Annotated in this window: 26 protein-coding genes and 1 riboswitch; of the genes, 13 read left to right on the top strand and 13 right to left on the bottom strand. The window is 71.9% G+C overall.

Annotation, left to right across the window (positions count from 1 at the left end):
* Positions 1-26: 26 nt before the first annotated feature.
* Positions 27-701 carry a FadR/GntR family transcriptional regulator gene (locus VFZ92_RS23895; protein ID WP_330878243.1) on the bottom strand — a complete coding sequence of 225 codons (675 nt, stop codon included), beginning with the start codon at positions 699-701 and terminating at the stop codon, positions 27-29.
* Positions 702-887: 186 nt separating this feature from the next.
* On the opposite strand from VFZ92_RS23895, the gene nagA reads away from it, so the two are divergent.
* Positions 888-2,090, top strand: coding sequence for an N-acetylglucosamine-6-phosphate deacetylase (nagA, locus tag VFZ92_RS23890; RefSeq protein ID WP_330878242.1), 1,203 nt, complete (start codon positions 888-890; stop codon positions 2,088-2,090).
* Between the two features lie 120 nt (positions 2,091-2,210).
* Here nagA and VFZ92_RS23885 read toward each other — a convergent pair whose 3' ends face one another.
* Genes VFZ92_RS23885 through VFZ92_RS23865 form a run of 5 tightly spaced genes read right to left on the bottom strand, consistent with a single transcriptional unit; the run spans position 2,211 to position 7,814 of the window.
* The gene (locus VFZ92_RS23885; protein WP_330878241.1) at positions 2,211-3,254 is read right to left on the bottom strand and encodes an SIS domain-containing protein; all 1,044 of its coding nucleotides are present in this window, start codon (positions 3,252-3,254) and stop codon (positions 2,211-2,213) included.
* Positions 3,255-3,269: 15 nt separating this feature from the next.
* On the bottom strand, positions 3,270-4,703 hold the full coding sequence (locus VFZ92_RS23880; RefSeq protein ID WP_330878240.1) for a glycoside hydrolase family 3 protein: 1,434 nt from the start codon (positions 4,701-4,703) through the stop codon (positions 3,270-3,272).
* A gap of 7 nt (positions 4,704-4,710) precedes the next feature.
* Positions 4,711-5,532 carry a carbohydrate ABC transporter permease gene (locus VFZ92_RS23875; RefSeq protein ID WP_259624355.1) on the bottom strand — a complete coding sequence of 274 codons (822 nt, stop codon included), beginning with the start codon at positions 5,530-5,532 and terminating at the stop codon, positions 4,711-4,713.
* Positions 5,529-6,518 carry a sugar ABC transporter permease gene (locus tag VFZ92_RS23870; RefSeq protein ID WP_330878239.1) on the bottom strand — a complete coding sequence of 330 codons (990 nt, stop codon included), beginning with the start codon at positions 6,516-6,518 and terminating at the stop codon, positions 5,529-5,531. The genes VFZ92_RS23875 and VFZ92_RS23870 overlap by 4 nt, the downstream gene beginning before the upstream one ends.
* A 9-nt stretch (positions 6,519-6,527) precedes the next feature.
* On the bottom strand, positions 6,528-7,814 hold the full coding sequence (locus VFZ92_RS23865) for a sugar ABC transporter substrate-binding protein (protein WP_330878238.1): 1,287 nt from the start codon (positions 7,812-7,814) through the stop codon (positions 6,528-6,530).
* A gap of 229 nt (positions 7,815-8,043) precedes the next feature.
* On the opposite strand from VFZ92_RS23865, the gene VFZ92_RS23860 reads away from it, so the two are divergent.
* Together VFZ92_RS23860 and VFZ92_RS23855 are read left to right on the top strand one after the other, a co-directional pair.
* Positions 8,044-8,802 carry a GntR family transcriptional regulator gene (locus tag VFZ92_RS23860; RefSeq protein ID WP_106185379.1) on the top strand — a complete coding sequence of 253 codons (759 nt, stop codon included), beginning with the start codon at positions 8,044-8,046 and terminating at the stop codon, positions 8,800-8,802.
* Between the two features lie 468 nt (positions 8,803-9,270).
* Positions 9,271-10,758: an MFS transporter gene (locus VFZ92_RS23855; protein ID WP_330878237.1), complete on the top strand. Its 1,488-nt coding sequence runs from the start codon at positions 9,271-9,273 to the stop codon at positions 10,756-10,758.
* A 5-nt stretch (positions 10,759-10,763) separates the two neighbouring features.
* On the opposite strand, the gene VFZ92_RS23850 is transcribed toward VFZ92_RS23855, so the two are convergent.
* Entirely contained in the window at positions 10,764-11,720 is a 957-nt protein-coding gene (locus tag VFZ92_RS23850) for a threonine/serine dehydratase (protein WP_330878236.1), read from the bottom strand.
* A gap of 101 nt (positions 11,721-11,821) precedes the next feature.
* Between VFZ92_RS23850 and VFZ92_RS23845 the strand changes: the two genes are divergently transcribed.
* Positions 11,822-12,556 (top strand): hypothetical protein, encoded by a 735-nt coding sequence (locus tag VFZ92_RS23845; protein WP_330878235.1) that lies wholly within the window; start codon positions 11,822-11,824, stop codon positions 12,554-12,556.
* A gap of 545 nt (positions 12,557-13,101) precedes the next feature.
* Positions 13,102-14,160, top strand: coding sequence for a S1 family peptidase (locus tag VFZ92_RS23840; RefSeq protein ID WP_330878234.1), 1,059 nt, complete (start codon positions 13,102-13,104; stop codon positions 14,158-14,160).
* Positions 14,161-14,274: 114 nt separating this feature from the next.
* Here VFZ92_RS23840 and thiE read toward each other — a convergent pair whose 3' ends face one another.
* Positions 14,275-14,928, bottom strand: coding sequence for a thiamine phosphate synthase (gene thiE / locus VFZ92_RS23835; protein ID WP_330878233.1), 654 nt, complete (start codon positions 14,926-14,928; stop codon positions 14,275-14,277).
* A 44-nt stretch (positions 14,929-14,972) separates the two neighbouring features.
* A riboswitch (TPP riboswitch) is annotated at positions 14,973-15,084 on the top strand.
* A 6-nt stretch (positions 15,085-15,090) separates the two neighbouring features.
* Here thiE and thiO point away from each other — a divergent pair.
* The 4 genes from thiO (at position 15,091) to VFZ92_RS23815 (ending at position 17,576) form a co-directional block, all read left to right on the top strand.
* Positions 15,091-16,092 (top strand): glycine oxidase ThiO, encoded by a 1,002-nt coding sequence (gene thiO, locus VFZ92_RS23830; RefSeq protein ID WP_330878232.1) that lies wholly within the window; start codon positions 15,091-15,093, stop codon positions 16,090-16,092.
* Complete coding sequence (gene thiS / locus VFZ92_RS23825; protein ID WP_330878231.1) at positions 16,089-16,289, top strand: sulfur carrier protein ThiS; 201 nt, start codon at positions 16,089-16,091, stop codon at positions 16,287-16,289. The genes thiO and thiS overlap by 4 nt, the downstream gene beginning before the upstream one ends.
* A 1-nt stretch (position 16,290) precedes the next feature.
* On the top strand, positions 16,291-17,052 hold the full coding sequence (locus tag VFZ92_RS23820) for a thiazole synthase (protein ID WP_330878230.1): 762 nt from the start codon (positions 16,291-16,293) through the stop codon (positions 17,050-17,052).
* Between the two features lie 80 nt (positions 17,053-17,132).
* Positions 17,133-17,576, top strand: a complete 444-nt coding sequence (locus VFZ92_RS23815; RefSeq protein WP_330878229.1) for a MarR family transcriptional regulator — start codon at positions 17,133-17,135, stop codon at positions 17,574-17,576.
* On the opposite strand, the gene VFZ92_RS23810 is transcribed toward VFZ92_RS23815, so the two are convergent.
* The 3 genes from VFZ92_RS23810 to thiC form a co-directional block, all read right to left on the bottom strand.
* Positions 17,573-18,124 (bottom strand): VanZ family protein, encoded by a 552-nt coding sequence (locus VFZ92_RS23810; protein WP_330878228.1) that lies wholly within the window; start codon positions 18,122-18,124, stop codon positions 17,573-17,575. The two genes, VFZ92_RS23815 and VFZ92_RS23810, sit on opposite strands and share 4 nt — an antisense overlap.
* A 99-nt stretch (positions 18,125-18,223) precedes the next feature.
* Positions 18,224-19,048, bottom strand: a complete 825-nt coding sequence (gene thiD, locus VFZ92_RS23805; protein ID WP_330878227.1) for a bifunctional hydroxymethylpyrimidine kinase/phosphomethylpyrimidine kinase — start codon at positions 19,046-19,048, stop codon at positions 18,224-18,226.
* 1 nt (position 19,049) lies between these two features.
* On the bottom strand, positions 19,050-20,705 hold the full coding sequence (gene thiC / locus VFZ92_RS23800) for a phosphomethylpyrimidine synthase ThiC (protein WP_330878226.1): 1,656 nt from the start codon (positions 20,703-20,705) through the stop codon (positions 19,050-19,052).
* 215 nt (positions 20,706-20,920) lie between these two features.
* Here thiC and VFZ92_RS23795 point away from each other — a divergent pair, with 215 nt between their 5' ends.
* Positions 20,921-21,652: a hypothetical protein gene (locus VFZ92_RS23795; RefSeq protein ID WP_330878225.1), complete on the top strand. Its 732-nt coding sequence runs from the start codon at positions 20,921-20,923 to the stop codon at positions 21,650-21,652.
* On the opposite strand, the gene VFZ92_RS23790 is transcribed toward VFZ92_RS23795, so the two are convergent.
* Positions 21,636-22,244, bottom strand: a complete 609-nt coding sequence (locus VFZ92_RS23790; protein ID WP_330878224.1) for a LysE family translocator — start codon at positions 22,242-22,244, stop codon at positions 21,636-21,638. The genes VFZ92_RS23795 and VFZ92_RS23790 overlap by 17 nt on opposite strands.
* 20 nt (positions 22,245-22,264) lie before the next feature.
* On the opposite strand from VFZ92_RS23790, the gene VFZ92_RS23785 reads away from it, so the two are divergent.
* A complete protein-coding gene (locus VFZ92_RS23785) occupies positions 22,265-22,498 on the top strand; it encodes a hypothetical protein (RefSeq protein WP_330878223.1) in 234 nt (77 codons plus the stop codon).
* Positions 22,499-22,916: 418 nt separating this feature from the next.
* Here the strand turns inward: VFZ92_RS23785 and VFZ92_RS23780 are convergent, their stop codons facing one another.
* Positions 22,917-23,498 carry a peptide deformylase gene (locus VFZ92_RS23780; protein ID WP_330878222.1) on the bottom strand — a complete coding sequence of 194 codons (582 nt, stop codon included), beginning with the start codon at positions 23,496-23,498 and terminating at the stop codon, positions 22,917-22,919.
* 149 nt (positions 23,499-23,647) lie between these two features.
* On the opposite strand from VFZ92_RS23780, the gene VFZ92_RS23775 reads away from it, so the two are divergent.
* Positions 23,648-23,959 carry a DUF3263 domain-containing protein gene (locus VFZ92_RS23775; RefSeq protein WP_330878221.1) on the top strand — a complete coding sequence of 104 codons (312 nt, stop codon included), beginning with the start codon at positions 23,648-23,650 and terminating at the stop codon, positions 23,957-23,959.
* Complete coding sequence (locus tag VFZ92_RS23770; protein ID WP_330878220.1) at positions 23,956-24,591, top strand: LytR C-terminal domain-containing protein; 636 nt, start codon at positions 23,956-23,958, stop codon at positions 24,589-24,591. Before VFZ92_RS23775 ends, VFZ92_RS23770 begins: the two co-directional genes overlap by 4 nt.
* The last annotated feature ends 4 nt before the right edge of the window (positions 24,592-24,595 follow it).

The following is a 24,595-nucleotide window of genomic DNA, read 5'->3' as shown; positions in this document are numbered from 1 at the left end:
GGGGCGCCGGGACCGGCGCCCCACGGCTAGGCCAGGTCGGACAGCCACTGCTCCACTCCCGCGACGTGCACCGTGGTCCAGGAGCGGGCGAGTTCGGTTTCCCGCAGCGCCAGCGCGTCCACGATCGCCCGGTGCTCGGCGATGGTGCGCTCGGCCGCGCCCGCCTGCGCTATGCCGCGCCAGATCCGCACGCGGACGGTCGGGCCCGCGAGGGTGTCCAGCAGCTGGGCCAGGTAGGCGTTGCCGGAGCCGCGGGCGATGGCGCGGTGGAACTCCAGGTCGTGCTCGACCAGTTCCTCGACCGACTTCGCGTTCTCGCCCGCGTCGCACATCGCTCGGAGGACGGCGACCTCCTCCGGGGTGATCCGCTGGGCGGCGAGCGCGGACGCCGCCGGTTCGAGGATCCGCCGCACCTGGAGGACCTCCAGGACCGAGTCCTCGCCGCGGTGCAGGTCCAGCACGAACGACAGGGCTCCGAGGAGGTCGTCCGCGCGCAGGCTGGAGACGTACGTCCCGTCGCCCTGCCGCACGTCGAGCACTCGGACGAGTGACAGGGCCTTGACGGCCTCGCGGAGGGAGTTCCGCGACAGTCCCAGCCGCTCAGCCAGGTCCGCTTCGCGCGGAAGGCGGTCGCCCGGCTTCAGCTCCCCGCTCACGATCATCTCTTTGACACGCAGGATCGCGTCGTCCGTGACTGCCACGGCACCCTCGACTCGGTAGTAGACCTCGGATGTCTGGTGTCCAGTATGAGACATCGGTGTGGGGTCCGCGTGGTCCAGCCATGGCGATCTTTCACTCAGTGATGGTCTAATTGGTTATCTTTCGACCGAGCGTGACTAAACCAGTGCTTTGCCGCCATAATGGTCTGGACCATTTGAGGAGGGACCTTGGACACGGTTGTCGCAGCCCCGCGAGCACTACTCGGTCGCACCATCACCGGTCCCGCCTACGTGCGAATCCGGGCCGGGCGCATCGTCGAGGTGGTCGCCGGTGAACCGCCGGTGGGCGCCGAAGTGCTGGCCGACGGACTGCTCACGCCCGGTCTGGTGGACATCCAGATCAACGGGGCGGTCGGAGTCGACTTCGCCGAAGTGGACACCGCGAGCATGAGGGTCGTCGCCGAAGCGCTGCCGCAGACCGGGGTCACCCGGTTCCTGCCCACGCTGATCACGGCGCCCGTGCCGGTGGCCATCCGGCAGGCCCGCGCGGTGCTGGCCGCCTCCGCGGCCCTGCCCGAGGGCGTGGGAGCCCGGCCGCTCGGCGTGCACTTCGAGGGGCCTTTCCTGTCGCCCAAGAGGCCGGGGGTGCACGACCCGGCGCTGATGGTCGAACCCGGCGTCGAGGAGATCGACCAGCTCCTGGCCGACGAGACCCTGCGGCGGGCGTTGCGGATGGTGACGCTCGCGCCCGAGCAGCCCGGCGGGATGGAGGCCGTGCGACGGCTGTCCGAGGCCGGGGTCCTGGTCGCCGTCGGGCACAGCGACGCCACGGGGTCGCAGACCCGCGCGGCGGCCGACGCCGGTGCGCGGATGGTCACGCACCTGTTCAACGCGCAGCGCCCGCTGGGCCACCGCGAGCCGGGCGTGCCCGGCGTGGCGCTGGTGGACGAGCGCTTCACCCTGGGGTTGATCGCGGACCTGGCCCACGTGGGTCCCGACGTGTGCAGGCTGGTGTTCAACGCCGCCGGGCACCGGGTCGCCCTGGTCACGGACGCGGTCGCCGCGGCCGGGATGCCGCCGGGCCGCTACCAGCTCGGCGGGGCCGACGTGCTGCTCACCGAGGACGGCGTGCCCCGCTCGCCCGAGGGCACCATCGCGGGCAGCGCCCTGACGCTGGACCGGGCCGTGCGGAACATCGTGTCGGTCGGCGTGGACGTGGCCGACGCCCTGGCCTCCGCGACGATCATCCCGGCCGAGGCCATCGGTGAGTCGGGGCTCGGGCGGCTGGCGCCCGGCGCCGTGGCCGACCTGGTCTGGTGGGACGAGGACCTGAACCCCCGGAAGGTGTGGGTGGACGGGCGGGTGGTGTTCGACGCCGACGCGGGCGCCGTGGTGGCCGCGGCCGTGGGGTACGCGACCGCCGGTCAGTGAGCTCCGCCCTCACGGGGCCTGGTGACCTCGGGGTCGCCAGGCCCCCGTTTCGTCGCGGGCCTCCCGGCTCGAACGACGAGGGCGGGGCCTCCACCGGAGACCCCGCCCTCGTCGGTGCGCTCAGCGGGTGCGGGTGACCTTCTTCAGACCCCTCGGGCTGTCCGGGTCGCCGCCGCGGGCCAGCGCCAGGCCGTGGGCGAGGCTCTGGATCGGCAGGATCTCCAGGATCGGGGCCACCTCCTCGGCGGTCTCCGCCACCGGGATGCGCAGGGCCGCCGACACCTTGTCGGCCGCCGACCCCACGGCCAGCACGTCCGCGCCGCGCCCGTGGACCACGTCCAGGACCTCGTGCAGGGCGTCGCCTCCCTTGCCGGTGCTGGTCACCGCCAGGACGGCCGTCTCGCCGTCCACGGCGGCCACCGGACCGTGCAGGAGGTCCGCGCCCGAGTAGGCGCGGGCACCCAGGTAGCTGGTCTCCGCGAGCTTCAGCGCGGCCTCCAGCGCGGTCGGCAGCGAGAAGCCCCGGCCCGTGGTGAGCACGCGGTCCACGAAGCGGTAGCGGCGCACGGCCTCGGTCACCGCGTCGGTCGAGGCGTCGAGGGTGGACCGGGCGAGGTCGCCGAGGTTCGCCGCGTGCTTCCCGTCGCCGCCGCGGATGGCGTCGAAGAGCAGGTACAGGGCCAGGAGCGTCGCCGAGTAGGTCTTGGTCGCCGCCACCGCGTGCTCCACGCCCGCGCCGACGTCCACCGAGAGTTCCGCCGCGCCGTTGAGCGGGGAGTCCGAGGTGTTCGTGACGGCCACGGTCAGCGCGCCCTGCGCGCGGGCCGCCTGGGTGACCTCCAGGAGGTCCGGGGAGCCGCCGCTCTGGCTGACCGACACCACGAGCACGTCGCGCAGGTCGGGCTTGCCGCCGTAGAGCGTGGTGGTGGACGGGGAGACCAGGCCTGCCGGGAGTTGCAGCAGGACCTCGGTGAGGTACTTCGCGTAGAGGGCGGCGTGGTCGCTGGAGCCCCTGGCCGCGAAGAGGACGAACCGGGGTGCGCGCTCGCGGACCACCGCCGCGACCTCGGCGATCTCCGCGCGCCGCTCGATGAGGCCGGAGAAGATCGCCGGTTGCTGCGCGATCTCCGCTGCCATGTGCCTGCCGGGCTGCTGCTCGGTCATCCCAATAAACCCCTGTCAGGTGGTCGAGAGGCGGCTGGAGGCGATGCGCTCTGCCGCGGCGCGCAGGCACACCCGTGAACCGCCGTGGGTGTTCACGCGGGCGACTGTGCCCAGGTCGGGGCCGGGCACGCCGGTTTCGACGTGCACTAGGTCCAGACCAATTTTAAGCATGTCGGTGACCAGATCGCGAGCCCAGGCGTGGCGGTGGGCCTCCCGCGTCACCACGATCACGGTCCTGCCGTCGGCCACCCCGGCGATCTGCTCGGCGCTCGCCGAGGCCGTGGCCAGCACTTCCGTTCCGTCGAGGAGGTCGGTCAGGTACGGGCCGAGACCCCACGGCACCTCGCCGACGGCTTCGGACGGTGCCACGACCAGGTCGACCACCAGCACTGGACCGGTAATGACCAGTTCACCGGTCACCTCGACTGCCCTGCGGGCCGCCAGCAGCCCGATCTCGGCGTCGTGGCCCTCGACCTGCGCGGGCGGGGCGCCCAGCGCCGCGGTGCGGGCCGCGGCCTCCTCCAGGCGCTCGCGGGACAGCTCACCCGCCTCCACGGCGGCCACGATGCTGTCGACCAGCCGCTGGAGGCCGTCGTCGTCCAGCGGCTCGCCACCGAGGCAGAGGGCGTCCACACCCGCGGCCAGCGCCCGCACGGAGCCCTGGGCGAGGTCGCCGCCCACGGCCTTCATGTCCAGGCCGTCGGTGATGATCGCGCCGGTGAAGCCCAGCTCGTCGCGCAGGACCGCGACGGCCTTCGGGTTCAGGGTGGCCGGGGCCTCGCCCCACTCCGGGACGACCAGGTGGCCGGTCATGATCGAGCGGACACCGGCCGCGACGGCCGCGCGGAACGGCACCAGCTCCACCGCGTTCAGCTCCGCGACGGTCCTGGGCAGCACCGGCAGTTCCCGGTGCGAGTCGGCCGTGGAGGCGCCGTGGCCGGGGAAGTGCTTGGCGCACGCCGCCACGCCGTAGACCTGCTGGCCCTCCACGAACGCCGCCACGTGCTCGCCCGAGACGACCGGGTCCGAGCCGAACGCCCGGACGCCGATGATCGGGTCGTCCAGGGTGAGCACGAGGTCCGCCGAAGGCGCCAGGTTGACCGTGACGCCGCAGGCCGCCAGGCGGGCGCCGATGCTGGCCGCCACCTGCCTGGTCAGGTCCACGTCGCCGGTGGCGCCCAGCGCGTGGTTGCCCGGCACCTCCGAGCCCTTGCCCGCGTCCAGGCGGGTGACGTCCCCGCCCTCCTCGTCGATGCCGATGACCACGTCGCCGCGCGCCGCGCGCAGCTGCGCGTTCAACGCGGTGACCTGCTCGTCGTCCACGACGTTGCGGCCGAACAGCACGACGCCGCCCAACCCGCCGGTCACGCGCTCGAGCAACCAGTCCGGAGCGGTGGTCCCGTGGAAACCCGGTAGCAGTACGGCGGCCGCGAGCCGGTGCAGCGACATGCGCTCTCTATCCCTTCACGGCACCGGCGGTGACACCGGTGACCATCTTCCGCTGGACGATGAGGAAGAACACGAGCACGGGCACGGTGAACAGGGCGGACGCGGCCATCGCGCCGCCCCAGTCGGTGCCGAACGCGGACTGGAAGCCGCTCAGCCACACGGGCAGGGTCTCCTTGTCCTCGGCGCGGACCATGACCTTGGCGAACAGGAACTCGTTCCACGCCGTGATGAACGCGAACACCGACGTGGCCACGAGGCCGGGGCCGAGCAGCGGCAGCGTGACGCGCCGGAACGCGCCCCACCGGCCGCAGCCGTCGACCATCGCGGCCTCCTCCAGCTCGATCGGGATGCCGTTCACGAAACCGCGCAACGTCCACGCGCAGAACGGCAGCGTCACCGCGAAGTAGATGAGGACCAGCGACGACAGCTGCTCGTAGAGGCCGAGGTCGCGCATCATCAGGAACATCGGGATCAGCAGAGCCTCGAACGGCGCCATCTGGGCGACCAGCATGAGCATCACGAAGCCCTTGCGGCCGCGGAAGCGCATGCGGGACAGCGCGAGCGCGGCCAGCAGGCCGATCACCAGCGCCGCCACGACGGCGGACAGCGAGACGAGCAGGCTGTTGCCCAGCGACTGGAGGAAGCCCGGCTTGGTCCACGCGGTGACGAAGTTGCTGTTCGTCACCGACGACGGGATCAGGTCGAAGTCGCTGGAGAGCAGGTCCTTCTTCGGCTTGAGGGCCGTCGTGACCATCCAGTAGGTGGGGAAGGCGAAGAACGCGGCGATCAGCACCGCGACGACGTTCGCCGACACCTTCTTCGCGTTCACAGCTTGCCCTCCTGGGTCTGGAGCAGCTTCCGCAGGTAGGTCACCGTCAGCAGGGTCAGGATGACGACCATGAGCACGCTCACCGCCGCGGCCACGCCGAAGTGGCTCTGCGAGATGCCCTCCAGGTACTGGAGGACCGGCAGCGTCGTGGAACCGCCGCTCGGCCCGCCCTCCTTGAACACCCAGATCTGGGTGAAGACCTTGAAGTCCCAGAGCAGCGACAGGAACGTCACCATCATCAGCAGGGGCTTCAGCTCGGGCCACGTGACCGCGCGGAACGTCTGCCACGCCGTCGCGCCGTCGATGCCCGCCGCCTCGTAGAGGTCGGCGGGGACGCCGATGACGCCCGCGTACAGGGAGAAGGCGAGGAAGGGGATCGCCTGCCAGACGATGAGCAGCCCGATCACCGAGAGGGTCGCGGTGCCCGTGGAGAACCACGAGTACCCGGCGAAGTCGAAGCCGAGCTTCACCAGGATCTTGTTCAGGATCCCGTACTGCTGGTCGAAGATCCACTGGTAGACCGTGGTCGACGCGATGATCGGCATCGCCCACGCCAGCAGCATGCAGACCTGGAGCAGGATGCGGATCGGGGTGCTGAGCTGGCGCATCAGCAGCGCGATGGCGAGGCCCACGACCACGGACGCGGCCACCACGGCGGCCGTGAAGACCACCGTGCGGACGGTGATCTCCCAGAAGCGCGGGTCGGAGAGGACCTTGGTGTAGTTGTCCAGGCCGACCCAGACGATCTCGCCCCGGACGAGCTCACCCAGGTCGAGCTTGCGGAAACTGGTCACCACCACCGAGACGACCGGAAAACCGATCAGCCAGAGGATGCCGAGCACGGCGGGGGCCAGCAGCAGGTACGGCAGCAGCCGGTCGAAGGCGCTACCCCGGCGGCGCCTCGCGCCGCCCGCAACGGCACGCCGCGGTGCCGGTGAGGAGTTCCTCACCGGCACCGCGGCGTCGGTCGTTTCAACGGCCGTCATCGCTGGTCGTCAGCCGCCGAGCAACGCGTTGAGCGCGGTGTTGGCGTCAGCGGTCGCCTGGTCCAGGCTCTTCGCGCCGGTGAGGTACGCGGTGAGCATGTCCTTCAGCGGGTTCTGACCGGCCTCGACAGCGGCCCACTTCGGCGTGGCCGGGGTGACCTTGCCGTTGACCGAGGAGGCGGCGAGCGCCTTGCCGACCGGGTTGGCCGACAGCGAAGCGGTGTCCTTCGAGGTGCCGGGCACGGTGCCCGCGGCGCCGAGCTGGTCCTGGTACTTCTTGCTGCTGAGCAGCTTCAGGTAGCCCTTGGCCAGGTCCACGTTCTTGCTACCGGCCGGGATGGCCAGGTTCGAGCCGCCGAGGAACACGGGAGCGGTCTTGCCCGCGGTCTTGGACGGGACGGGGAACGCGGAGGTCTTCTTCTCCAGGTCCGGGTTGGCCTTGACGGCGCCGCCCAGCTCCCACGGCAGACCGATCATCATCGCCACGTTGCCCGTGCCGAAGACCTCCATCTGCTGCGGCTTGGCCTCGTCGGTGTCCTTCGGGGCCTTGGTGCCGGAGGCGTCGACGAGCTTCTTGTAGAAGTCCACGCCCGCCTTGGCCTGGGCGCTGTCCAGCGTGCCGACGAACTTGTCGCCGTCCTTCTTCGCGACGTCGCCGCCCTCGTCCCAGATGAACGACAGCAGGGAGTACCAGGACTGACCCGGCAGGTAGAGCGCCTGGAAGTCCGGGTTGGACGCGTTGGCGGTCTTCAGCTTCTCGATCGCGGCCAGCCACTCGTCGCGCGAGGTGGGGGGCGCGGTGATGCCCGCGGCCTCGAACAGGTCCGTCCGGTAGATGACGGTGCGGTTCGACGCGTAGAACGGCAGGCCGTACTGCTTGTCCTCCCACGTCAGGGAGTCCTTGAGGCCGCCGAGCCACTCGCCGCCGTTGAGGTTGGCGGCGTCACCGGTCAGGTCGAGCAGCGTGCCCTCGGACGCGAACTTCGGCGTCTGGGTGTTGCCGAGCTCGATGACGTCCGGCGGGGTGTTGCTGGTCAGCGCGGTGGTCAGCTTCTCCTGGATGCCGCCCCACTTCTGGACCTCGTACTTGACCGTGACGTCCTTGTTCGAGTCCTGGAACTCCTTGTGCAAGGCGTCGGTCAGCGTGGTCGGCGCGGAGCCGTCCATCAGCCAGACCGTCAGGGTCTTCGGGCCGCTCGACTCAGCGGCCGTCGTACCCGACGGGCTCGTGCCACATCCGGCCACGGTTACCGCCAGTGCGGCGGCACCAACGGCAAGTCCTCTCCAGCCCTTCACGTTTGCGCCCTTTCAGAAGCCCGGTCAACCGTCGACCGGGACCAGCCAAGTGGTGTAGACCAATGCGGCCTAGAGTGTGCCGCGCCACAGCCCCTGTCAAGGACGTTGCCGAGACGTTGCAAAGTCATCCGACGAATTTCCTATGGCTTGTCGGGGGTTCGAACGCACGATCCGGCGCGGACAAGGCATCCTGTGGGTGGAGCCGCGATGCTGTACGAGGAGGAAGGCCATGCTGGAGACGACGCCTGGAGCAGGCGTGGACGCCAGGTCTCGTGCGCAACGCGAGCCGAAGTACTGGGGACTCAAGCGGCACCTGCTGGACCTGTTGCGCGCGCTGCCGCCGGGATCCCCCATTCCGACCGAACGGTCCCTGGCCGCTGACTTCGACGTTTCCCGCACCACGGTGCGCCAAGCGCTTGCGGAGCTGACCGTCGAAGGACGGCTGCTCAGGGTGCAGGGCAAGGGAACCTTCGCGGCGGAGCCCAAGGTCGCGCAGCGCCTCCAGCTGTCTTCGTACACAGAGGACATGCGGGCGCAGGGCCGCAAGCCGTCGTCACGCCTGATCGAGGCGTCCGAGCTGCCCGCGGAGGCGGAGCTGGCCAGGTTCCTCGGCGTCCGGGCGGGCGCCAAGGTGCTCAGGCTGCACCGCCTGCGGCTGGCCGACGACGAGCCGATGGCCATCGAGACGACCCACCTCGCGCTCGGCCGCTTCCGCGGCCTCCGCCGCTACCTCGCCCCTGGAACCTCGCTCTACCAGGTGCTTCGCGAGCGGTTCGGCGTCGAGATGGGTCACGCCGAGGAGACGATCGAGACCGCGCTGGCCAGTCCCGAGGAGGCCGAGCTCCTCGGCGCGGACATCGGCCTGCCGATGCTGCTGCTGTCGCGGCACTCGTTCGACACCGAGGGCAATCCCGTGGAGTGGGTGCGAAGCGTGTACCGGGGGGACCGGTACAAGTTCGTGGCCACGCTGAACAGGCCCGCGGGCTGATTTCCGGTTTTACCGGAGAGCCGCCCCGCTCACGAGCGGGGCGGCTTTTCCCCGCGCCGGGCGGCCATTCGGTGGAATGGTAATAACCAGTGTCGACGCTGGTCAGATCGATCCGGTTGACGCGGTGCCGCGACCTTTCGGGCAATGTGACACAAATTCGCCTATCCGGTTTGACGATGGACTTCGAAACCGTCGGACCTTCCCGGTGCCGTCGAATCAGGAGACCTTCCCGGTCGGGTGCGCCCCGATTCCGACCGGGGTCGCCCGCCGGTTTCGGCTCGTCCGGGACACGTCGACGCACCACGTCCGGCTGGGGCTTCGGCTCCCGACGAACTGGCCGCCAGTCCTCCGAGGCGTCTCAAAGGGTGAAAAACACGCGACCGATCCCCGTCGACCCATAGGGATTCCGAATACCGGGGACGTCGTCCCGGCGCAGCCCGAGCGGCCGAACGGGGTCACAATGACGCCGTGGGGACCACCGAAGTGATCGTCTGGGGCACGCCGAGGGCCAGGGCCGTGCTGGCGACCACCATCGTCGGCTCGGGCATGGCGATGCTGGACAGCACGATCGTCAACGTCGCCCTGCCGAAGATCGGCGAGGAGCTGGACGCGTCGGTCGCGGGCCTCCAGTGGATCCTCAACGGGTACCTGCTGTCGCTCGCGGCGCTGATCCTGGTCGCCGGGTCGCTCGGCGACCGGTACGGCCGCCGCCGGGTCTTCACCTTCGGCGTCCTGTGGTTCGGCGCGGCGTCGCTGCTGTGCGGCCTCGCGCCCACGACGGAGCTGCTGGTCGCCGCCCGGATCCTCCAGGGCGTCGGCGGCGCGCTGCTGACGCCGGGCTCGCTCGCGATCCTCCAGTCGACGTTCGCCCGCCAGGACCGGTCGCGAGCCATCGGGGCGTGGTCTGGCCTGGGCGGCATCGCGGCGGCCGTCGGCCCGCTCGCGGGCGGGCTGCTCGTGCAGGCCGGGTCGTGGCGGCTGGCGTTCCTGATCAACGTGCCGATCGCGCTGGTGTGCGTGTGGATGGCCCGCCGGTACGTGCCGGAGTCGCGCGACGAGACCCTGACCGGCCACCCGAACGTCCTCGGCTCCGTCGTCGGAGCCCTCGGGCTCGCGGGCGTCACCGGCGCCCTCGTGGAAGCCCCGGCCCGCGGGGCCGGTGACCCCCTCGTGGTCGGCGCGGCCGTCGTCGGCATCGCGGGCCTGGTCGCCTTCGGCCTGCTCCAGGCCAGGGGCCGCACGCCGCTCGTGCCGCCGGAGCTCTTCGCGAACCGGACGTTCGTGCTGGCCAACGCGCTGACGTTCCTGGTGTACGCCGCGCTCGGCGGCGTGATGGTGCTGATGATCCTCCAGCTCCAGGTGTCGCTGGACTACTCGCCGACCGCGGCCGGGCTGGCGGGCCTGCCGATCACGGTCGTCATGCTGCTCCTGTCCGCCCGCTCCGGCAGGCTCGCGCAGCGCGTCGGCCCCCGCGCCCAGCTCGTGGTCGGCCCGCTCCTGGTCGCCGCCGGGATGCTCCTGCTCCGCAACGCCGAGCCCGGCGCGACCTACCTCACCGGTGTCCTGCCCGGCATCGCCGTCTTCGGCCTCGGCCTGGCCACCGTCGTCGCCCCCGTGACGGCCACCGTCCTGGCCGCCGCCCCCGACCGCCACGCCGGCGTCGCGTCCGGCGTCAACAACGCCGTGGCCCGCACCGGCAGCCTCGTCGCCGTGGCCGCCCTGCCCGCTCTCTCGGGCCTCACCGGCACCGGCTACACCGACCCCGTCGCCATGACCGCGAGCTGGCAGAGGGCCCTGCTGATCTGCGCCGCCGCCGCGGCGCTCGGCGGCCTGCTCGCCCTCGGCACGGACAACTCGACGATGCGCGACACCCCGCGCCCCGACCCGGAGCGGCCGGGACCGGGCGACTGCCACTCCTGCGGCGTCGACGCGCCGCCCACCCACGTGCGGGCCTGACGGCGCTAGACCGCCAGCAGCTCGGCCAGCAGCGCCGGGTCGAGGTTGCCGCCGGACACGACGGCCACCGTCCTGCCCAGCGGCAGCTCGGCGCGGCGGTTCAGGTACGCGGCGACGGCCACGGCGCCGCTCGGCTCGGCGACCAGCCGCGACCGGTTGGCGAGCAGGGCCACGGCGGCGCGGATCTCGTCCTCGGTGACGGTGACGATCCCGTCGACCAGTTCGCGCATGTGCCCGAACGTCAGCTCGGACGGTTCGGCGCGCAGGCCGTCGGCGATCGTCCTGGCGCGCAGCGCGGGCGGCCAGGAGGCGGAGCGTCGGCCCGCGCGGAGGCTGTCGGCGGCGTCGGCGGCCAGCGCGGGCTCGACGCCGATGACGCGCGCGTCCGGGCAGAGGGCCTTGATCGCCACGGCCACGCCCGCGATCAGGCCGCCGCCGCTGACGGGCACCAGGACGGTCTCGACGTCGGGCAGGTCCTCGGCGACCTCCAGGCCCGCGGTGCCCTGCCCGGCGATGACGTCGACGTGGTCGAAGGGCGGGATGAGCGTCGATCCGCGCTGGTGGGCGAGGTAGCGGGCGCGGGACTCGCGCTCGGTCACCGGTACGACGTGGACCTCGGCGCCGTGCGACAGCGTGGCGTCGATCTTGACCTGCGGCGTGCCGTCGGGCACCACGATCGCCGCGGGCACGCCGAACAGCTTCGCGGCGTAGGCGACGGCCTGCGCGTGGTTGCCGCTGGAGTAGGCGACGACGCCGAGCGCTCGGACGTCTCGGGGGAGGCGGGCCAGGGCGTGGTAGGCGCCGCGGATCTTGAAGGCGCCGACGGGCTGGAGGTTCTCCGGTTTGAGCCACAGCGGGCGGTCGGGGTCGCCCCACGCGCACGGGAGCAGCGGGGTTCGCAGCACGGCGGGGGCCACGATCTCGGCCGCCGCCCGGATGTCGGAAATCGTGACCAGGCGCACGAGGAGATGATGCGTGGTCGTCCTCACGTTGGGCCAACCGGTTCGGCGGCCGACCCGTCCAGTGTTCGGACGAGCAGGAAACCGCCTATCTGTTGAGGATCATGAGCGAGGAGAACGAGAAGAAGACCGGTCTGGACCTCAAGCCCGCGCAGATCGCCGCGGGAGCGCTGGCCGCGGTGACCGCGGCCTTCCTGGGATCGCAGTTGAACGTCGCGGGCACGATCGCGGGCGCCGCCGTGGCGAGCGTCGTCAGCACGATCGGCGGCGCGCTGTACCAGAGCTCGATCGAACGGACCCGCGAGTCGGTGCGGCGGGTCGGCAGCAAGGCGTGGGTGGTCAAGCCCGTCGCGGGCGAGACGGCGTCGGAGAGCGAGGCCACCGACGCCGACGGGGGCACTCCCGAGACCGAAGTGGACACAGGGGACAAGACGTCACGAACCCGGCGCTGGCCCAAGGTCGCGGCCGGGGCGGTGCTGGTGTTCGTGCTGGGGATGCTGGCCGTCACGGGGATCGAGTGGGTGCGCGGCGCCCCGCTCTCCGGGGGCGATGAGGGCACGAGCCTGGGCGCGGTCGTGGGGCAGCCGACCGAGCGCCGGGACACCCCGCCCGCCCCCTCGGTGACGTCCACACCGGACGTTCCGGACCCCTCGGGCACCACGGCGCCGCCGAGCACGACGTCGACCGCGGAGCCGCCGCCGACGACGACCGGGCCGAGTTCGCCGAGCGGCACGACGCGGCCGTCCACGCCTGCGCCGTCGACCACCGGGCAGTCCGGTCCGGAGACGACCGAGCGGACGACGACCGCGCCTCCGTCGACCCCGGGAACAACCGGCTGATCACCGCAGTGATCAACTGGCAACATTCCCGATCCGGTGATCGTTTCATTACTTTGAGTAAGAGTTAACAGTCAAGGGCTACGCACCGGAGTTGAACGGTCGTGAGCTGTGACACACTTCGCCCTCAGATGGCCGCGACCGTCATAGGTCACAGGCTGATAACGTCGCTCGATCGGGTGATTACCGGTCAGTAGACGACCGGGAGGAGGGCTGTGCGAACCGTGGAGACCCCGCGCGAACGCGTCACTCCGAGGCTTTCCGAGGTCTGTTCTCGACCCTCATCCGATCGGGCTTGGCACCGAGGACGGGATGGAAGAAGTAGGAGGAGGGTGGGGCGACCCCTGCCGCCGCCCCACCACCCGTCCCCCTAAAGGCCCCCGTGAGCGGTCCCTGCAACCAGCTCACGGGTTCCCTGCACCCGAAGATGAGGGAGACGTCTAATGATCCGCACGAGTGCGGCCCGCCTGACCGGAGTTGCCCTGCTGGCAGCCGGCGCGGCGATTGCCCTCAGCGTACCGGCCATCGCCGGTCCCGCTGCGGTGAACGTGGCAAGTCCCGCCGACACGGAGAGCTACTCGCCCGAGTTGCTCCAAGCGGTCCAGCGGGACCTCGGCCTGAACGCCGACCAGGCACGCACCCGACTGGCCAACGACGCCAATTCGGGACAGCTCGAAACCAAGGTGAAGGACGCCCTGGGCGACCAGTTCGCGGGCGCCTGGATCGACTCGGTGTCGGGCAAGCTCACCGTCGGCACGACCGACTCCGCCAAGTCCGACACCGCCCGCGCCCTCGGCGCGGACGTCCGCGTGGTCCGGTTCTCGCAGCAGCAGCTCGCGGGCACCAAGGCCGCGCTCGACACGCTGTCGGCACCGGCCTCGATCACGAGCTGGCGCGTCGACGACGCGTCGAACACGGTGGTCGTCGAGGTCAACCGCGACAAGCGGGACGCGGCGGCCGAGGCCTTCCTGGCCACGGCCCGCGGCATCAGCCCCGCGGTCACCGTCGCGGAGACCACGGACACGCCCACGCCGCTCTACGACACGCGCGGCGGTGACGCGTACTACATCGGCGGCGGTCGCTGCTCGGTCGGCTTCGCGGTGTCCGGCGGCTTCGTGACCGCGGGCCACTGCGGTCGCGTTGGCAACGCCACCACCGGCTTCAACCGGGTCGCCCAGGGCACGTTCCGCGGCTCGTCGTTCCCCGGCAACGACTACGCCTGGGTCGCGACGAACAGCAACTGGACCTCCCGCCCGTGGGTCAACCGCTACAACGGCTCGAACGTCACCGTGACGGGCTCCACGTCCGCCGCCGTCGGCGCGTCGATCTGCCGCTCGGGTTCCACGACCGGCTGGCGCTGCGGCACGGTGCAGCAGAAGAACGCGACCGTGAACTACCCGCAGGGCACGGTGTCGGGCCTGACCAGGACCAACGCCTGCGCGGAGCCCGGTGACTCCGGCGGCTCGTGGGTCGCGGGCACCAACTTCAGCCAGGCCCAGGGCGTGACCTCCGGCGGTTCGGGCAACTGCTCCTCCGGCGGCACGACCTACTTCCAGCCGGTCGGCGAGATCCTGTCGGCCTACGGGTTGAGCCTCACCAGGGGCTGACCGCTCCCGACGTCGAACCGACTCCCTGCCCCCTCGACGTCGACCCCGCTGAAACGCCCCCCGCTCCGGCTCCCTGCGCCGGGACGGGGGGCGTTTCCACGTCGGCGCCCGCCCTCAGCCGAGCCGGGACCGCAGCGCTCGGGCCGCCGCCTCCGGGTCGTCGGCCGCCGTGATCGCCCGGACGACGACGATCCGCGTCGCGCCCGCGTCGAGCACCTCGCCCACGTTGGCCGGGTCGATCCCGCCGATCGCGAACCACGGGCGCTCCGGCAGGTCCGCGGCGGTCGCCCGCACGAGGTCCAGTCCCGGCGCCGGGCGGCCGGGCTTGGTCGGCGTCGGCCAGCACGGACCGGTGCAGAAGTAGTCGACGCCGGGTTCGACGGCCGCCGCCCGCACCTGCTCCGCGTCGTGCGTCGACCTCCCGATCGCCACGCCGTCGCCGAGCAGCCTCCGCGCCGCGCGGACCGGCAGGTCGTCCTGCCCGAGGTGCAGCACGTCCGCGTCGACCGCCGCCGCCACGTCCGCCCGGTCGTTGACCGACAGCAGGGCGCCGTGCCGCGCGCACGCCTCGGCGAGCACCTCCAGCGCGGCGATCTCCTGCTTGGCCTCCAGGCCCTTGTCGCGCAGCTGGACGACGTCCACGCCGCCCGCGAGCGCGGCGTCGGCGAAGGCGGCGAGGTCGCCCCGGTCGGTCCGCGCGTCGGTGCAGAGGTAGAGCTTCGCGGCGGCGAGCCGCTGCCTGATCTGGGGTCCGTCGAGTCCTGGCACGGTCAGGACGTTAACCGCGGCAACGATTCGTGCGCTACGGTGGAGGCGGTCCGCACGGGAGCCTGGGATGTACCGGGCTGAGAGGGAGCGTGGTGCGCTCCGACCGTCGAACCTGATCCGGGTCATGCCGGCGCAGGGAGCGTGAGTGCCTTGGTTCCACGGGTGTCCGTCCTCGGTGGCGGTGTCATCGGCCTGTCCGTCGCCTGGCGGGTGGCCGCGAGCGGTTGTGCCGTCACGGTCTTCGACGACGGGTGCCGCGCCGCGGGCTCGTGGGTCGCGGGCGGGATGCTGGCGCCGGTCACGGAGTCGTGGCCCGGCGAGGAGGACCTGCTGGAACTGGGCTCCCGGTCGTTGGCGCTGTGGCCGGAGTTCGCGCGCGAGCTGGGCGACGTGGGGCTGCGCACGGAGGGAACGCTCGCCGTGGCACTGGATTCCGCGGACGTGGGCGTGCTGGACGTGCTCGGCGAGCACCTCCGCGGCCTCGGTCGGGAGGCCGACCGGCTGACCGGCCGCGAGCTGCGCGCGCTGGAACCCGGTCTGGGGCCGAGGGTGCGCGGCGGGCTGTCCGTGCCGGGGGACCTCGCGCTGGACAACCGGGCGCTGCTGGCCGCGCTGCGCGGGGCGTGCGCCGCCGAAGGGGTCGAGGTCGAGCCGCGCCGAGCCTCGCTGTCCACTGTGGATGGCGATGTGGTGGTGATCGCGGCCGGCGCGTGGAGCGGCGACCTGCACCCCGCGCTGGCACCGGTGATCCGCCCGGTGAAGGGCGAGATCCTGCGGCTCGCCGCCCGGCGCGGAGCGCTGCCGCCACCGACGAGGACCGTGCGCGCGCACGTCGAGGGCCGCCCGGTCTACCTGGTGCCGAAGGAGAACGGCCTCGTCGTGGGCGCGACCCAGTACGAGGCGGGGTTCGACCCGGCCGTCACCGTCGGCGGGGTGCGCGACCTGCTGCGCGACGCGGAGGTCGTGCTGCCCGGCATCGCCGAGTACGAGCTGGTCGAGTCCGCCGCGGGGTTCCGCGCGGGCAGCCCGGACAACATGCCGGTGATCGGGTGGCTGGAACCCGGTGTGCTGGCCGCGACCGGCCACCACCGCAACGGGCTGCTGCTCGCCCCGGTGACCGCCGAGAAGGTGCTGGACCTGCTGCGCGAAGGAGGAACCCGGTGAAGGCTCGGGTCAACGGCGAACTGCGCGACCTGCCGGACGGGGCGACCGTCGGGGCTGTGCTGGAGCTGCTCGGCGCCCCCGAGAAGGGGGTCGCGGTCGCCGTGGACGGCGAGGTCGTGCCGCGGGCGGAGTGGCGGCGGACGGTCGTGCCCGAGGGCGGCACGGTCGAGGTGCTCACCGCTGTCCAGGGAGGATGACGTGGACGACCCGCTGATCATCGCAGGCCGGGAGTTCGGGTCCCGGCTCGTCATGGGGACCGGGGGCGCGGCGAACCTGTCCGTGCTGGAGCGCGCGCTCGTCGCGTCGGGCACCGAGCTGACCACCGTCGCGATGCGCCGGATGGACGCCGGTGGCGGCACCGGTGTGCTGGAGCTGCTGCGGCGGCTGGGGATCGCGACACTGCCCAACACCGCGGGCTGCCGGGGCGCGGCGGAGGCCGTGCTGACGGCCAGGCTCGCGCGGGAGGCGCTGGAGACGAACTGGGTGAAGCTGGAGGTCGTGGCGGACGAGAAGACCCTGCTGCCGGACCCGTTCGAGCTGCTGGCCGCCGCCGAGGCGTTGGTGGACGACGGTTTCGTGGTCCTGCCCTACACCAACGACGACCCCGTGCTGGCCCAGCGCCTCCAGGACGTCGGCTGCGCCACCGTCATGCCGCTCGGCTCGCCGATCGGGACGGGGCTGGGCATCCGCAACCCGCACAACATCGAGCTGATCGTGTCCCGCGCGACGGTGCCGGTCGTCCTGGACGCGGGTGTGGGCACCGCGTCGGACGCGGCCCTGGCGATGGAACTGGGGTGCTCGGCTGTGCTCTTGGCCACGGCCGTGACCAGGGCCCGCGACCCGGAGCGGATGGCGGCGGCCATGCGCGCGGGTGTGGAAGGCGGCAGGCTGGCCCGGTTGGCGGGTCGGATCCCGCAGCGGTTCTGGGCGCAGGCGTCCAGCCCGGCGGTCGACGGCTGATCACCCGCCGGGGTTGGTGGGCGGAAGCGGCATGATGGATGCTGAACGCTTCCACCACGCCGCACCGAGGAGGACATGCCGTGACGGCCCCGAAGGCCGATGAGGTCGAAGACGCCACCGCGCGCCTCTTCCTCACCATCGGCAGGTTGTCCAGACTGCTGCGCCGCACGGGCTCGCCCGGCCTGGGCCCCGGTGCGGTGTCCGCGCTCGCCACGCTGGCCCGCTGCGGTCCGATGCGGCTGGGCGACCTGGCTCAGAAGGAGGGCGTCGCCCCGCCCACGCTGTCGCGGATCGTCGCGGCGCTCGTGGAGGCCGGGTACGTGCGGCGCGAGCCCGACCCGCAGGACGGGCGGGCCTGGCTGGCCACCCCCACGCCCGAGGGCGAGGAGATGGTGTCCGGGGTCCGGTCGGCCAGGATGACGGAGCTGCGCCGCCGGATGGAGATGCTGTCGCCGGAGCACCAGGCCGCGCTGATCGCCGCGCTGGGTGCGCTGGAGGAGATCGTGGCGGAGGAGAACCGCTAGCCCGCCGAGGACCCGTGCCCGGCGACGGGAGCGGGGCCCCGGCCGCCGACCAGCCGGTTCACCAGCCAGGCCAGCGCCACGGCGCACGCCGCGCCGACCACGTTGTTGTAGAAGTCCTGCGCCTCGCACGAGCCCACGCTGGTGACGGTCTGGAACAGCTCCGCGAAGCCGCTGACCGCGGCGCTCGCCACCAGCACCGGCACCGGCCGCCGGGTCGCGAGGGTGCCGAAGAACGCGAACGGCGCGAGCATCAGGAAGTTCAGCCTGGCCATCGAGTCGGCCAGCGAGAAGTCGTTCAGCACGCAGGGGAAGTGGATCGGGTCGAACAGGGAGTACAGCGCCAGCTCCGGCCGCGCGAGCGTGACCGCGAGCGCCACGGCCAGGCCGCAGCCCGCCAGCACGGCGGGCACCCTCCGCCAGCCGCGCCACCCCGCCAGGACCAGGGCCGCCGCGCCCGCCGTGGCGCACCCGAGCACCAGCGCCAGGACGACCAGGGGCTGCTTGAGGATGATCTCGGCGAAGTGGGCGTCCTGCGAGTACCGGTGCACATCTGCTGAGACGCGCGGGGCCCGCTCCGGTTGGGCCGGACCCGTCCGCCGGAGCGGGCCCGGTCGCCGCGGCCGGGACGGGTCCCGGCCGCGGCGCCGTCAGGGCCGCTCCAGCCTCCACAGCGGTGACACGGGCCCGACCCCGGCACCCAGCGCGTACGACGCGGCCACCGAGCGGACCACGAAGTCCTTGCCGAACCGCACGGCCGTCGGCACGTCCTCGCCGCGCGCGAGCCGGGAGCTGATCGACGACGCGAGCGTGTCGCCGCTGCCGTGCGTGTGCTTGGTGTCGTAGCGGGGACCGGGCAGTTCGAGGAAGTCCTCGCCGTCGAACAGCAGGTCGAGGCACTCCGGGTCGGACCACATGTGCCCGCCCTTCACCAGCACCCACTGCGGCCCCAGGTCGAACAGGGCCTTCGCGGCGTCGCGCTGCTGGGCCCTGTTCTCCACGGCGATGCCGGTGATCAGCCGCACCTCGTCCAGGTTCGGCGTCACCAGCGTCGCCCTCGGGAACAGCAGCGTCCGCACCGCCTCCAGCGCCTGGTCGGTCAGCAGCTGGTCGCCGTGCATCGACGCGGCCACCGGGTCCACGACGAACGGGACGTCGCCCGAGCGTCCGATGTGGACCTGGTCGCACGCCTGCGCGACGGCCTCGATGATCCCGGCGCCTGCGAGCATCCCGGTCTTCGCCGCGCCCACCCCGATGTCGGTGACCACCGCGACGATCTGCGCGGCCACCACCTCCGGCGGGATCTCGACGAAGCCCGTGACGCCGAGCGAGTTCTGCACGGTGATCGCGGTGACCGCGGTCGTGCCGTGCACGCCGCAGGCGAACAGCGTCCGGAGGTCGGCCTGAAGCCCCGCACCACCGCCGGAGTCGGACCCGGCGATGGTGAGGACCCTCGGTGGAGTCTCGTTGTTCACGTCAGGAAGTCTCCACGACCGGCAGGTACACCTTGTTCCCGTGGTCGCCGAACTCGGCGGACTTCTCCTCCATGCCCGCCTCGATCGCCTCCACGGTGGACAGGCCGTGCTCCTCGGCGTACTTCCGCACGTCCTGGGTGATCTTCATGGAGCAGAACTTCGGCCCGCACATCGAGCAGAAGTGCGCCGTCTTCGCCGGGGCCGCTGGCAGCGTCTCGTCGTGGAACGAGCGGGCCGTGTCCGGGTCGAGCGACAGGTTGAACTGGTCCTCCCAGCGGAACTCGAACCGCGCCTTGGACAGGGCGTCGTCCCAGTCCTGCACGCCGGGGTGGCCCTTGGCCAGGTCGGCCGAGTGCGCCGCGATCTTGTACGTGATCACGCCCGTCTTGACGTCGTCCCGGTTCGGCAGGCCCAGGTGCTCCTTCGGCGTGACGTAGCAGAGCATCGCCGTGCCCAGCCAGCCGATCTGCGCCGCGCCGATGGCGGAGGTGATGTGGTCGTACGCGGGCGCGATGTCCGTGGCCAGCGGTCCGAGGGTGTAGAACGGCGCCTCGCCGCACCACTCCTCCTCCAGCCGCACGTTCTCCGCGATCTTGTGCATCGGCACGTGGCCGGGGCCCTCGATCATCACCTGCACGTCGTGCGCGCGGGCGACGTGCGTCAGCTCGCCGAGCGTGCGCAGCTCGGCGAACTGGGCCTCGTCGTTGGCGTCGGCGATCGAGCCCGGCCGCAGGCCGTCACCCAGGGAGAACGTGATGTCGTAGGCGCGCAGGATCTCGCACAGCTCCTCGAAGTGCGTGTAGAGGAAGCTCTCCCGGTGGTGCGCGAGGCACCAGGCGGCCATGATCGACCCGCCGCGCGACACGATGCCCGTCACGCGCTTCGCCGTCATAGGCACGTACCGCAGCAGCACGCCCGCGTGCACCGTCATGTAGTCGACGCCCTGCTCCGCCTGCTCGATCACGGTGTCGCGGTACAGCTCCCACGTGAGCTTCGCCGGATCGCTGTCGACCTTCTCCAGCGCCTGGTAGATGGGCACGGTGCCGACCGGCACCGGCGAGTTCCGCATGATCCACTCGCGGGTCTCGTGGATCCGCTTGCCGGTCGACAGGTCCATGATCGTGTCGGCGCCCCAGCGGGTGGCCCACACCATCTTGTCGACCTCGTCCTCGATCGACGACGACACGGCGGAGTTGCCGATGTTCGCGTTGATCTTGACCAGGAACTTCTTGCCGATGATCATCGGCTCGGCCTCGGGGTGCTTGCGGTTGAGCGGGATGACCGCCCTCCCGAGCGCCACCTCGGACCGGACGAACTCGGGGTCCAGGTTCTCGCGGACCGCGATGTACTCCACCTCGGGGGTCGTGATCCCGGCCTTGGCGTACGCCAGCTGGGTCACCGCCCCGTTCACCGGCTCGCGGGCGGCGATCCAGTCCGCCCTGAGCTTCGGAAGTCCACTGTGGACGTCGATGGTCGCGTTGGAGTCGGTATACGGACCAGAAGTGTCGTACAGGTCGACGTGCTCGCCGTTGGTCAGTTCCACCCTGCGGAAGGGGACCCGCACGCCGTCGCCCGCGTCGCGGTAGACCTTGCGGGAGCCCGAGATCGGGCCGGTGGTGACTGATGGTCGGACCGAGCGGTCGTCAAGTGCCGTCACGACATTTCCTCCCTACGCCGGCATTACCCGGTCAGGTTCGAGCGGTCGGTGGCACCGTGCCCCTCGGCACAACCACCCTCTCAGCCCGCTTCCGGCGCGAGCTCCCGCGTGTGTTGAGTTGTCCGACCGACCATAGCCAGGGTTTCGGTGCGCCGGCTACAACTGATCGGCATCAGCCGGCGCGCCGGCGCTCTTTTGCGCGTACCTTTCTCCGCGTGGCTGATCACCAGCCGTTCCCACCCGGCGCGCGGCGCGGTGAACGACCCGCGGCCGTTTCGGCGTGCCCGTCGTGCGGCGACCTGGCTGGGCGCGGGTACCCCGAGTGCCGGTTCTGCGTGGAACTGGTCGACCAGGTCTGGCTGCCGGACTGGCAGGCGCTGCTGGCGGCCGAGCAGCTCAGCGAGGGGGGTGCGGGCGAACGCGAACTGGCCGAACTGGTCCTGGAGGACGAGGTCGGGCGGTACTCGTGGACGTGCACCGACTGGGCGATGACCCTGGTCAGGTGCTCCGCCTGCGACGCCGAGCCCGCCACCGGGCCGGTGGACTGCCTCCGGTGCTCGATGGCCGAGGCCGCCCGGTGGTCGTGGGACCACTCGTCGTCGGGCCGCATCACGCCGTCCGAGCACGCGCTCCGGGTCGCCCGCGCCGTCCTGCGCGCCCCGCACCGCAGCCGCGACGTGGTCGCGGCCACCTGGCGGCTGCTGATCCCGTTCCTGCTGGTGGGGGAGCTGGCGACCGCCGGGCAGGTGCAGCGGCTGCGGGCGCAGGTCCTCGCGGGCCAGTACGAGGACCTGGCCGCGTGCGCCACCCACGAGCGGCTGGTGGGGCTGCCGGAGATCTACTGGCGGCGCGACGAGGACGCCAGGGGCGACCACCAGGTCCGGCTCGACCACCCGCGCGGACCCCGTGCGCCGTCACCGGTGGAGCAGGTCACCAGCGAGGCGTGAGGACCAGCCTGGCGCCGAGGACCACCAGGACGCCACCCGAGGCGGTCTCCAGGGTGCGGCGCACCCGCGGCCGGGACAGCCACGTGCGGAGGCGGTGCAGGACGCTGACCACCACCAGGTACCAGAGCGTGTCGACCAGCACCCAGACCAGGGCGAACAGCAGCAGCACGCCCTTGCCCGCCCCGTCGGCCGGGACGAACTGGGGCAGGAACGAGATCGCGAAGACGCCGAGCTTGGGGTTCGCCAGGTTGACGATCAGGCCCGAGCGGAACGCCCTGGTCGTCGGCTCCTCGGTGGTGGGCGGGGTGCGCCCGCCGGCCGACAGCAGGGCCTTCACGCCCAGGTGGACCAGGAAGACCGCGCCGATGATCCTGAGCGTGTGGAAGGCCACCTCGGAGGCCGTCAGCAGGACCGACACGCCGAGGGCCGCCGCCACGGCCCAGCAGGCCACGGCCACCTCCATGCCCGCGACCGTGGCCAGCGCGCCGCGGCGTCCGCGGACCGACTGCCGCAGCACCAGCGCCGTGCCGGGGCCGGGGGACAGCGCGATCAGGAACGACGCCGCGACGAGGGCGGCCAGGTTGTCCAGCACGTCCTCCATGGTGGCCGGGGGTGGCAAGTCGTTTTTCGAGCGCTGACCGCGTCGAGCGGGGTTCCGCGGGCTCCTGCTCGAAGTGCGTGCTCCGTGAGCACTTCGAGCGGTTCCAGCACTTCGAGCGGTTCGACGGGGGCGAGGCGCTGATCGCCGCCGGGCGGATGCGGGTGCCGGGGTGCGCGGCCATCTACGCCGCGAAGGCCGGCGGGTGGTGGGGCGGGGTCGGGTCGGGGTCGGGTTCAGGGGCGTAGGTGGTTGTGGGTGGCTGGTGCGCCCCCGCTGCGCGATTGTTTCGATGCCCGACCCCCGTTTGTCAAGGCGGGAAAGATGCCTTGACAAACGGGGGTCGGGCACGAAGGCGCTGGGGATCGGGGGCAGGGAGGGGAAGTGCCCTCCGCCGGTCGGGTCGTCCGCGTTGTCGGCGCTTTCGCTGCCGCTGGCTCGGGTTTCGTTGTGCCAACGTCAACGCCGCCGTTGCCGCCGCTGCCTCCGCGACGCCCCGGCTTGCGCCGTTTCCGCGTCGTGCCGCCGCTGCCGCGGCGCCCCGGCTTGTCGGCTGCCGCTGCCGCTGCCGTGACGCCCCGGCTTGCGCCGCTACCGCGTCGTGCCGCCGCCGCGACGCCCGGCTCGCGCTACCGCGTCGTGCCACCGCGCCGTGTGGTGGAAGGGCTAGTCCTCGTCGTCCGCGAACGGGTCTTCCGAAGTCGCCGGGTCCCACGAGAGGCCTGGGACGCCCCACCTGTTGGCGCGCAGCATGCGCTTCGACTCGCGCTTGTACCTGCCCACCAGGCGGTCCAGGTACAGGTAGCCGTCGAGGTGGTCGGTCTCGTGCTGGAGGCACCTGGCGAAGAAGCCCGTGCCCTCCGCCTCCACCGGGTTGCCGTGGCCGTCCTGGCCGGTGACCTTCGCCCAGTCCGCGCGGCCCGTCGGGTACGACTCGCCCGGCGCGGACAGGCAGCCCTCGAAGTCGTCGTCCGGGTCGGGCATGCCCTCCGGGACCGCACTCGTCTCCAGCACCGGGTTCACCACGACACCGCGGTGGCGGACGCCCTGGTCGTCCGGGCAGTCGTAGACGAACAGGCGCAGGTCCACGCCGATCTGGTTGGCCGCCAGGCCCACGCCGTGCGCCGCCGCCATGGTCTCGAACATGTCGTCGATGAGCGTGCGCAGCTCGTCGTCGAAGACCTCAACCGGCTTCGTCGGGTTGTGCAGAACCGGGTCACCGGCGATCCGGATGTGGTGTACAGCCATGTCGACGAGCTTAATCGGCGTGTCAGTTCGGACGCGCCGACTGCGGAAGCGACCCCGATCACGATCACGTGATGTAATTGACCCTTGGGAATCACACGGGACGGATGCCCGCATCCGCAGGTACCCCGGCCCGTGAGGCGAGGAGCCTGATGGACGCCGCAGGGGCACCGCCGCCGGCAGAGGGTCCTGCCGACGGCTTGAACGGCAGGGAGCGCGAGATCCTTGCCTTCGAACGCCAGTGGTGGAAGTACGCGGGCGCCAAGGAACAGGCCGTGAAAGAGCTGTTCGACATGTCCGCGACCCGGTACTACCAGTTGCTCAACGGCCTGATCGACAAGGAGGAGGCCTTCGCGGCCGATCCGATGCTCGTGAAACGTCTTCGCAAACTTCGCACGGTCCGGCTGCGCGCCCGTTCGGCGCGCCGCTTCGGTTTCGAGCCGAATGGTGTCGAGCACCGATGAGTTCTCCCGATTCCCCCAGCACGTCGCACCCGGCCCGCGCCGCGGGGTTCGCGCTGATCGGCGTTGCTCTGGTGGCGCTCGTGATCGGTGTCTTCACGCTGTTCAGCGGCGGAGGAGACGGCGACCGGACCGCGACGGGTCCGTCCAGCCAGCCGCCCACGAGCGGGACCGCGTCCGAGTCGCCCTCCGCGACACCGCCCGCCTCGACGGAGCAGCCCCCCGCGAGCACACCCGCGCCGACCACGACGACGGACACCCCGCCGCCCGCGACCAGCGCGCCCGCGCAGAGCGGCGCCGCGACGCCGCCGCCGGACGGCCAGCCGACCGTCGCGAAGCCGCCGGTGCGGGTCTACAACAACAGCACCATCTCCGGCCTCGCGGCGCAGGCGGCCGACGACGTCGAGCGGTCCGGATGGGACGTCGCCGACACCGGCAACTACTCCCAGGGCCAGATCCCGACGACGACCGTCTACTACCGCCCCGGCACGGACGAGGAGGAGTCGGCGAAAGCCCTCGCCACCGTCATGCAGGCGCGGGTGGAAGCCCGGTTCGACGGGATCCAGGGCGCGCACGACGGGATCATCGTGATCGTCACGAACGACTACAAGGGTTTGCAGTCCACGAAGAAGTAGGGCC

Source organism: Umezawaea sp. (genome assembly GCF_036375055.1).
Classification (GTDB): domain Bacteria; phylum Actinomycetota; class Actinomycetes; order Mycobacteriales; family Pseudonocardiaceae; genus Umezawaea.
Note: the sequence above shows the minus strand (reverse complement) of the source record. Positions and strands in the feature narration are given on the sequence as shown.

Excerpts from the sequence above, each read along its gene's own strand:
- VFZ92_RS23870 (WP_330878239.1), bottom strand. The coding sequence starts at position 6,518 with ATGACGGCCGTTGAAACGACCGACGCCGCGGTGCCGGTGAGGAACTCC.
- VFZ92_RS23885 (WP_330878241.1), bottom strand. The coding sequence starts at position 3,254 with ATGACCGAGCAGCAGCCCGGCAGGCACATGGCAGCGGAGATCGCGCAG.
- VFZ92_RS23780 (WP_330878222.1), bottom strand. The coding sequence starts at position 23,498 with ATGGCTGTACACCACATCCGGATCGCCGGTGACCCGGTTCTGCACAAC.
- VFZ92_RS23775 (WP_330878221.1), top strand. The coding sequence starts at position 23,648 with ATGGACGCCGCAGGGGCACCGCCGCCGGCAGAGGGTCCTGCCGACGGC.
- VFZ92_RS23880 (WP_330878240.1), bottom strand. The coding sequence starts at position 4,703 with ATGTCGCTGCACCGGCTCGCGGCCGCCGTACTGCTACCGGGTTTCCAC.
- VFZ92_RS23770 (WP_330878220.1), top strand. The coding sequence starts at position 23,956 with ATGAGTTCTCCCGATTCCCCCAGCACGTCGCACCCGGCCCGCGCCGCG.
- VFZ92_RS23860 (WP_106185379.1), top strand. The coding sequence starts at position 8,044 with ATGCTGGAGACGACGCCTGGAGCAGGCGTGGACGCCAGGTCTCGTGCG.
- VFZ92_RS23845 (WP_330878235.1), top strand. The coding sequence starts at position 11,822 with ATGAGCGAGGAGAACGAGAAGAAGACCGGTCTGGACCTCAAGCCCGCG.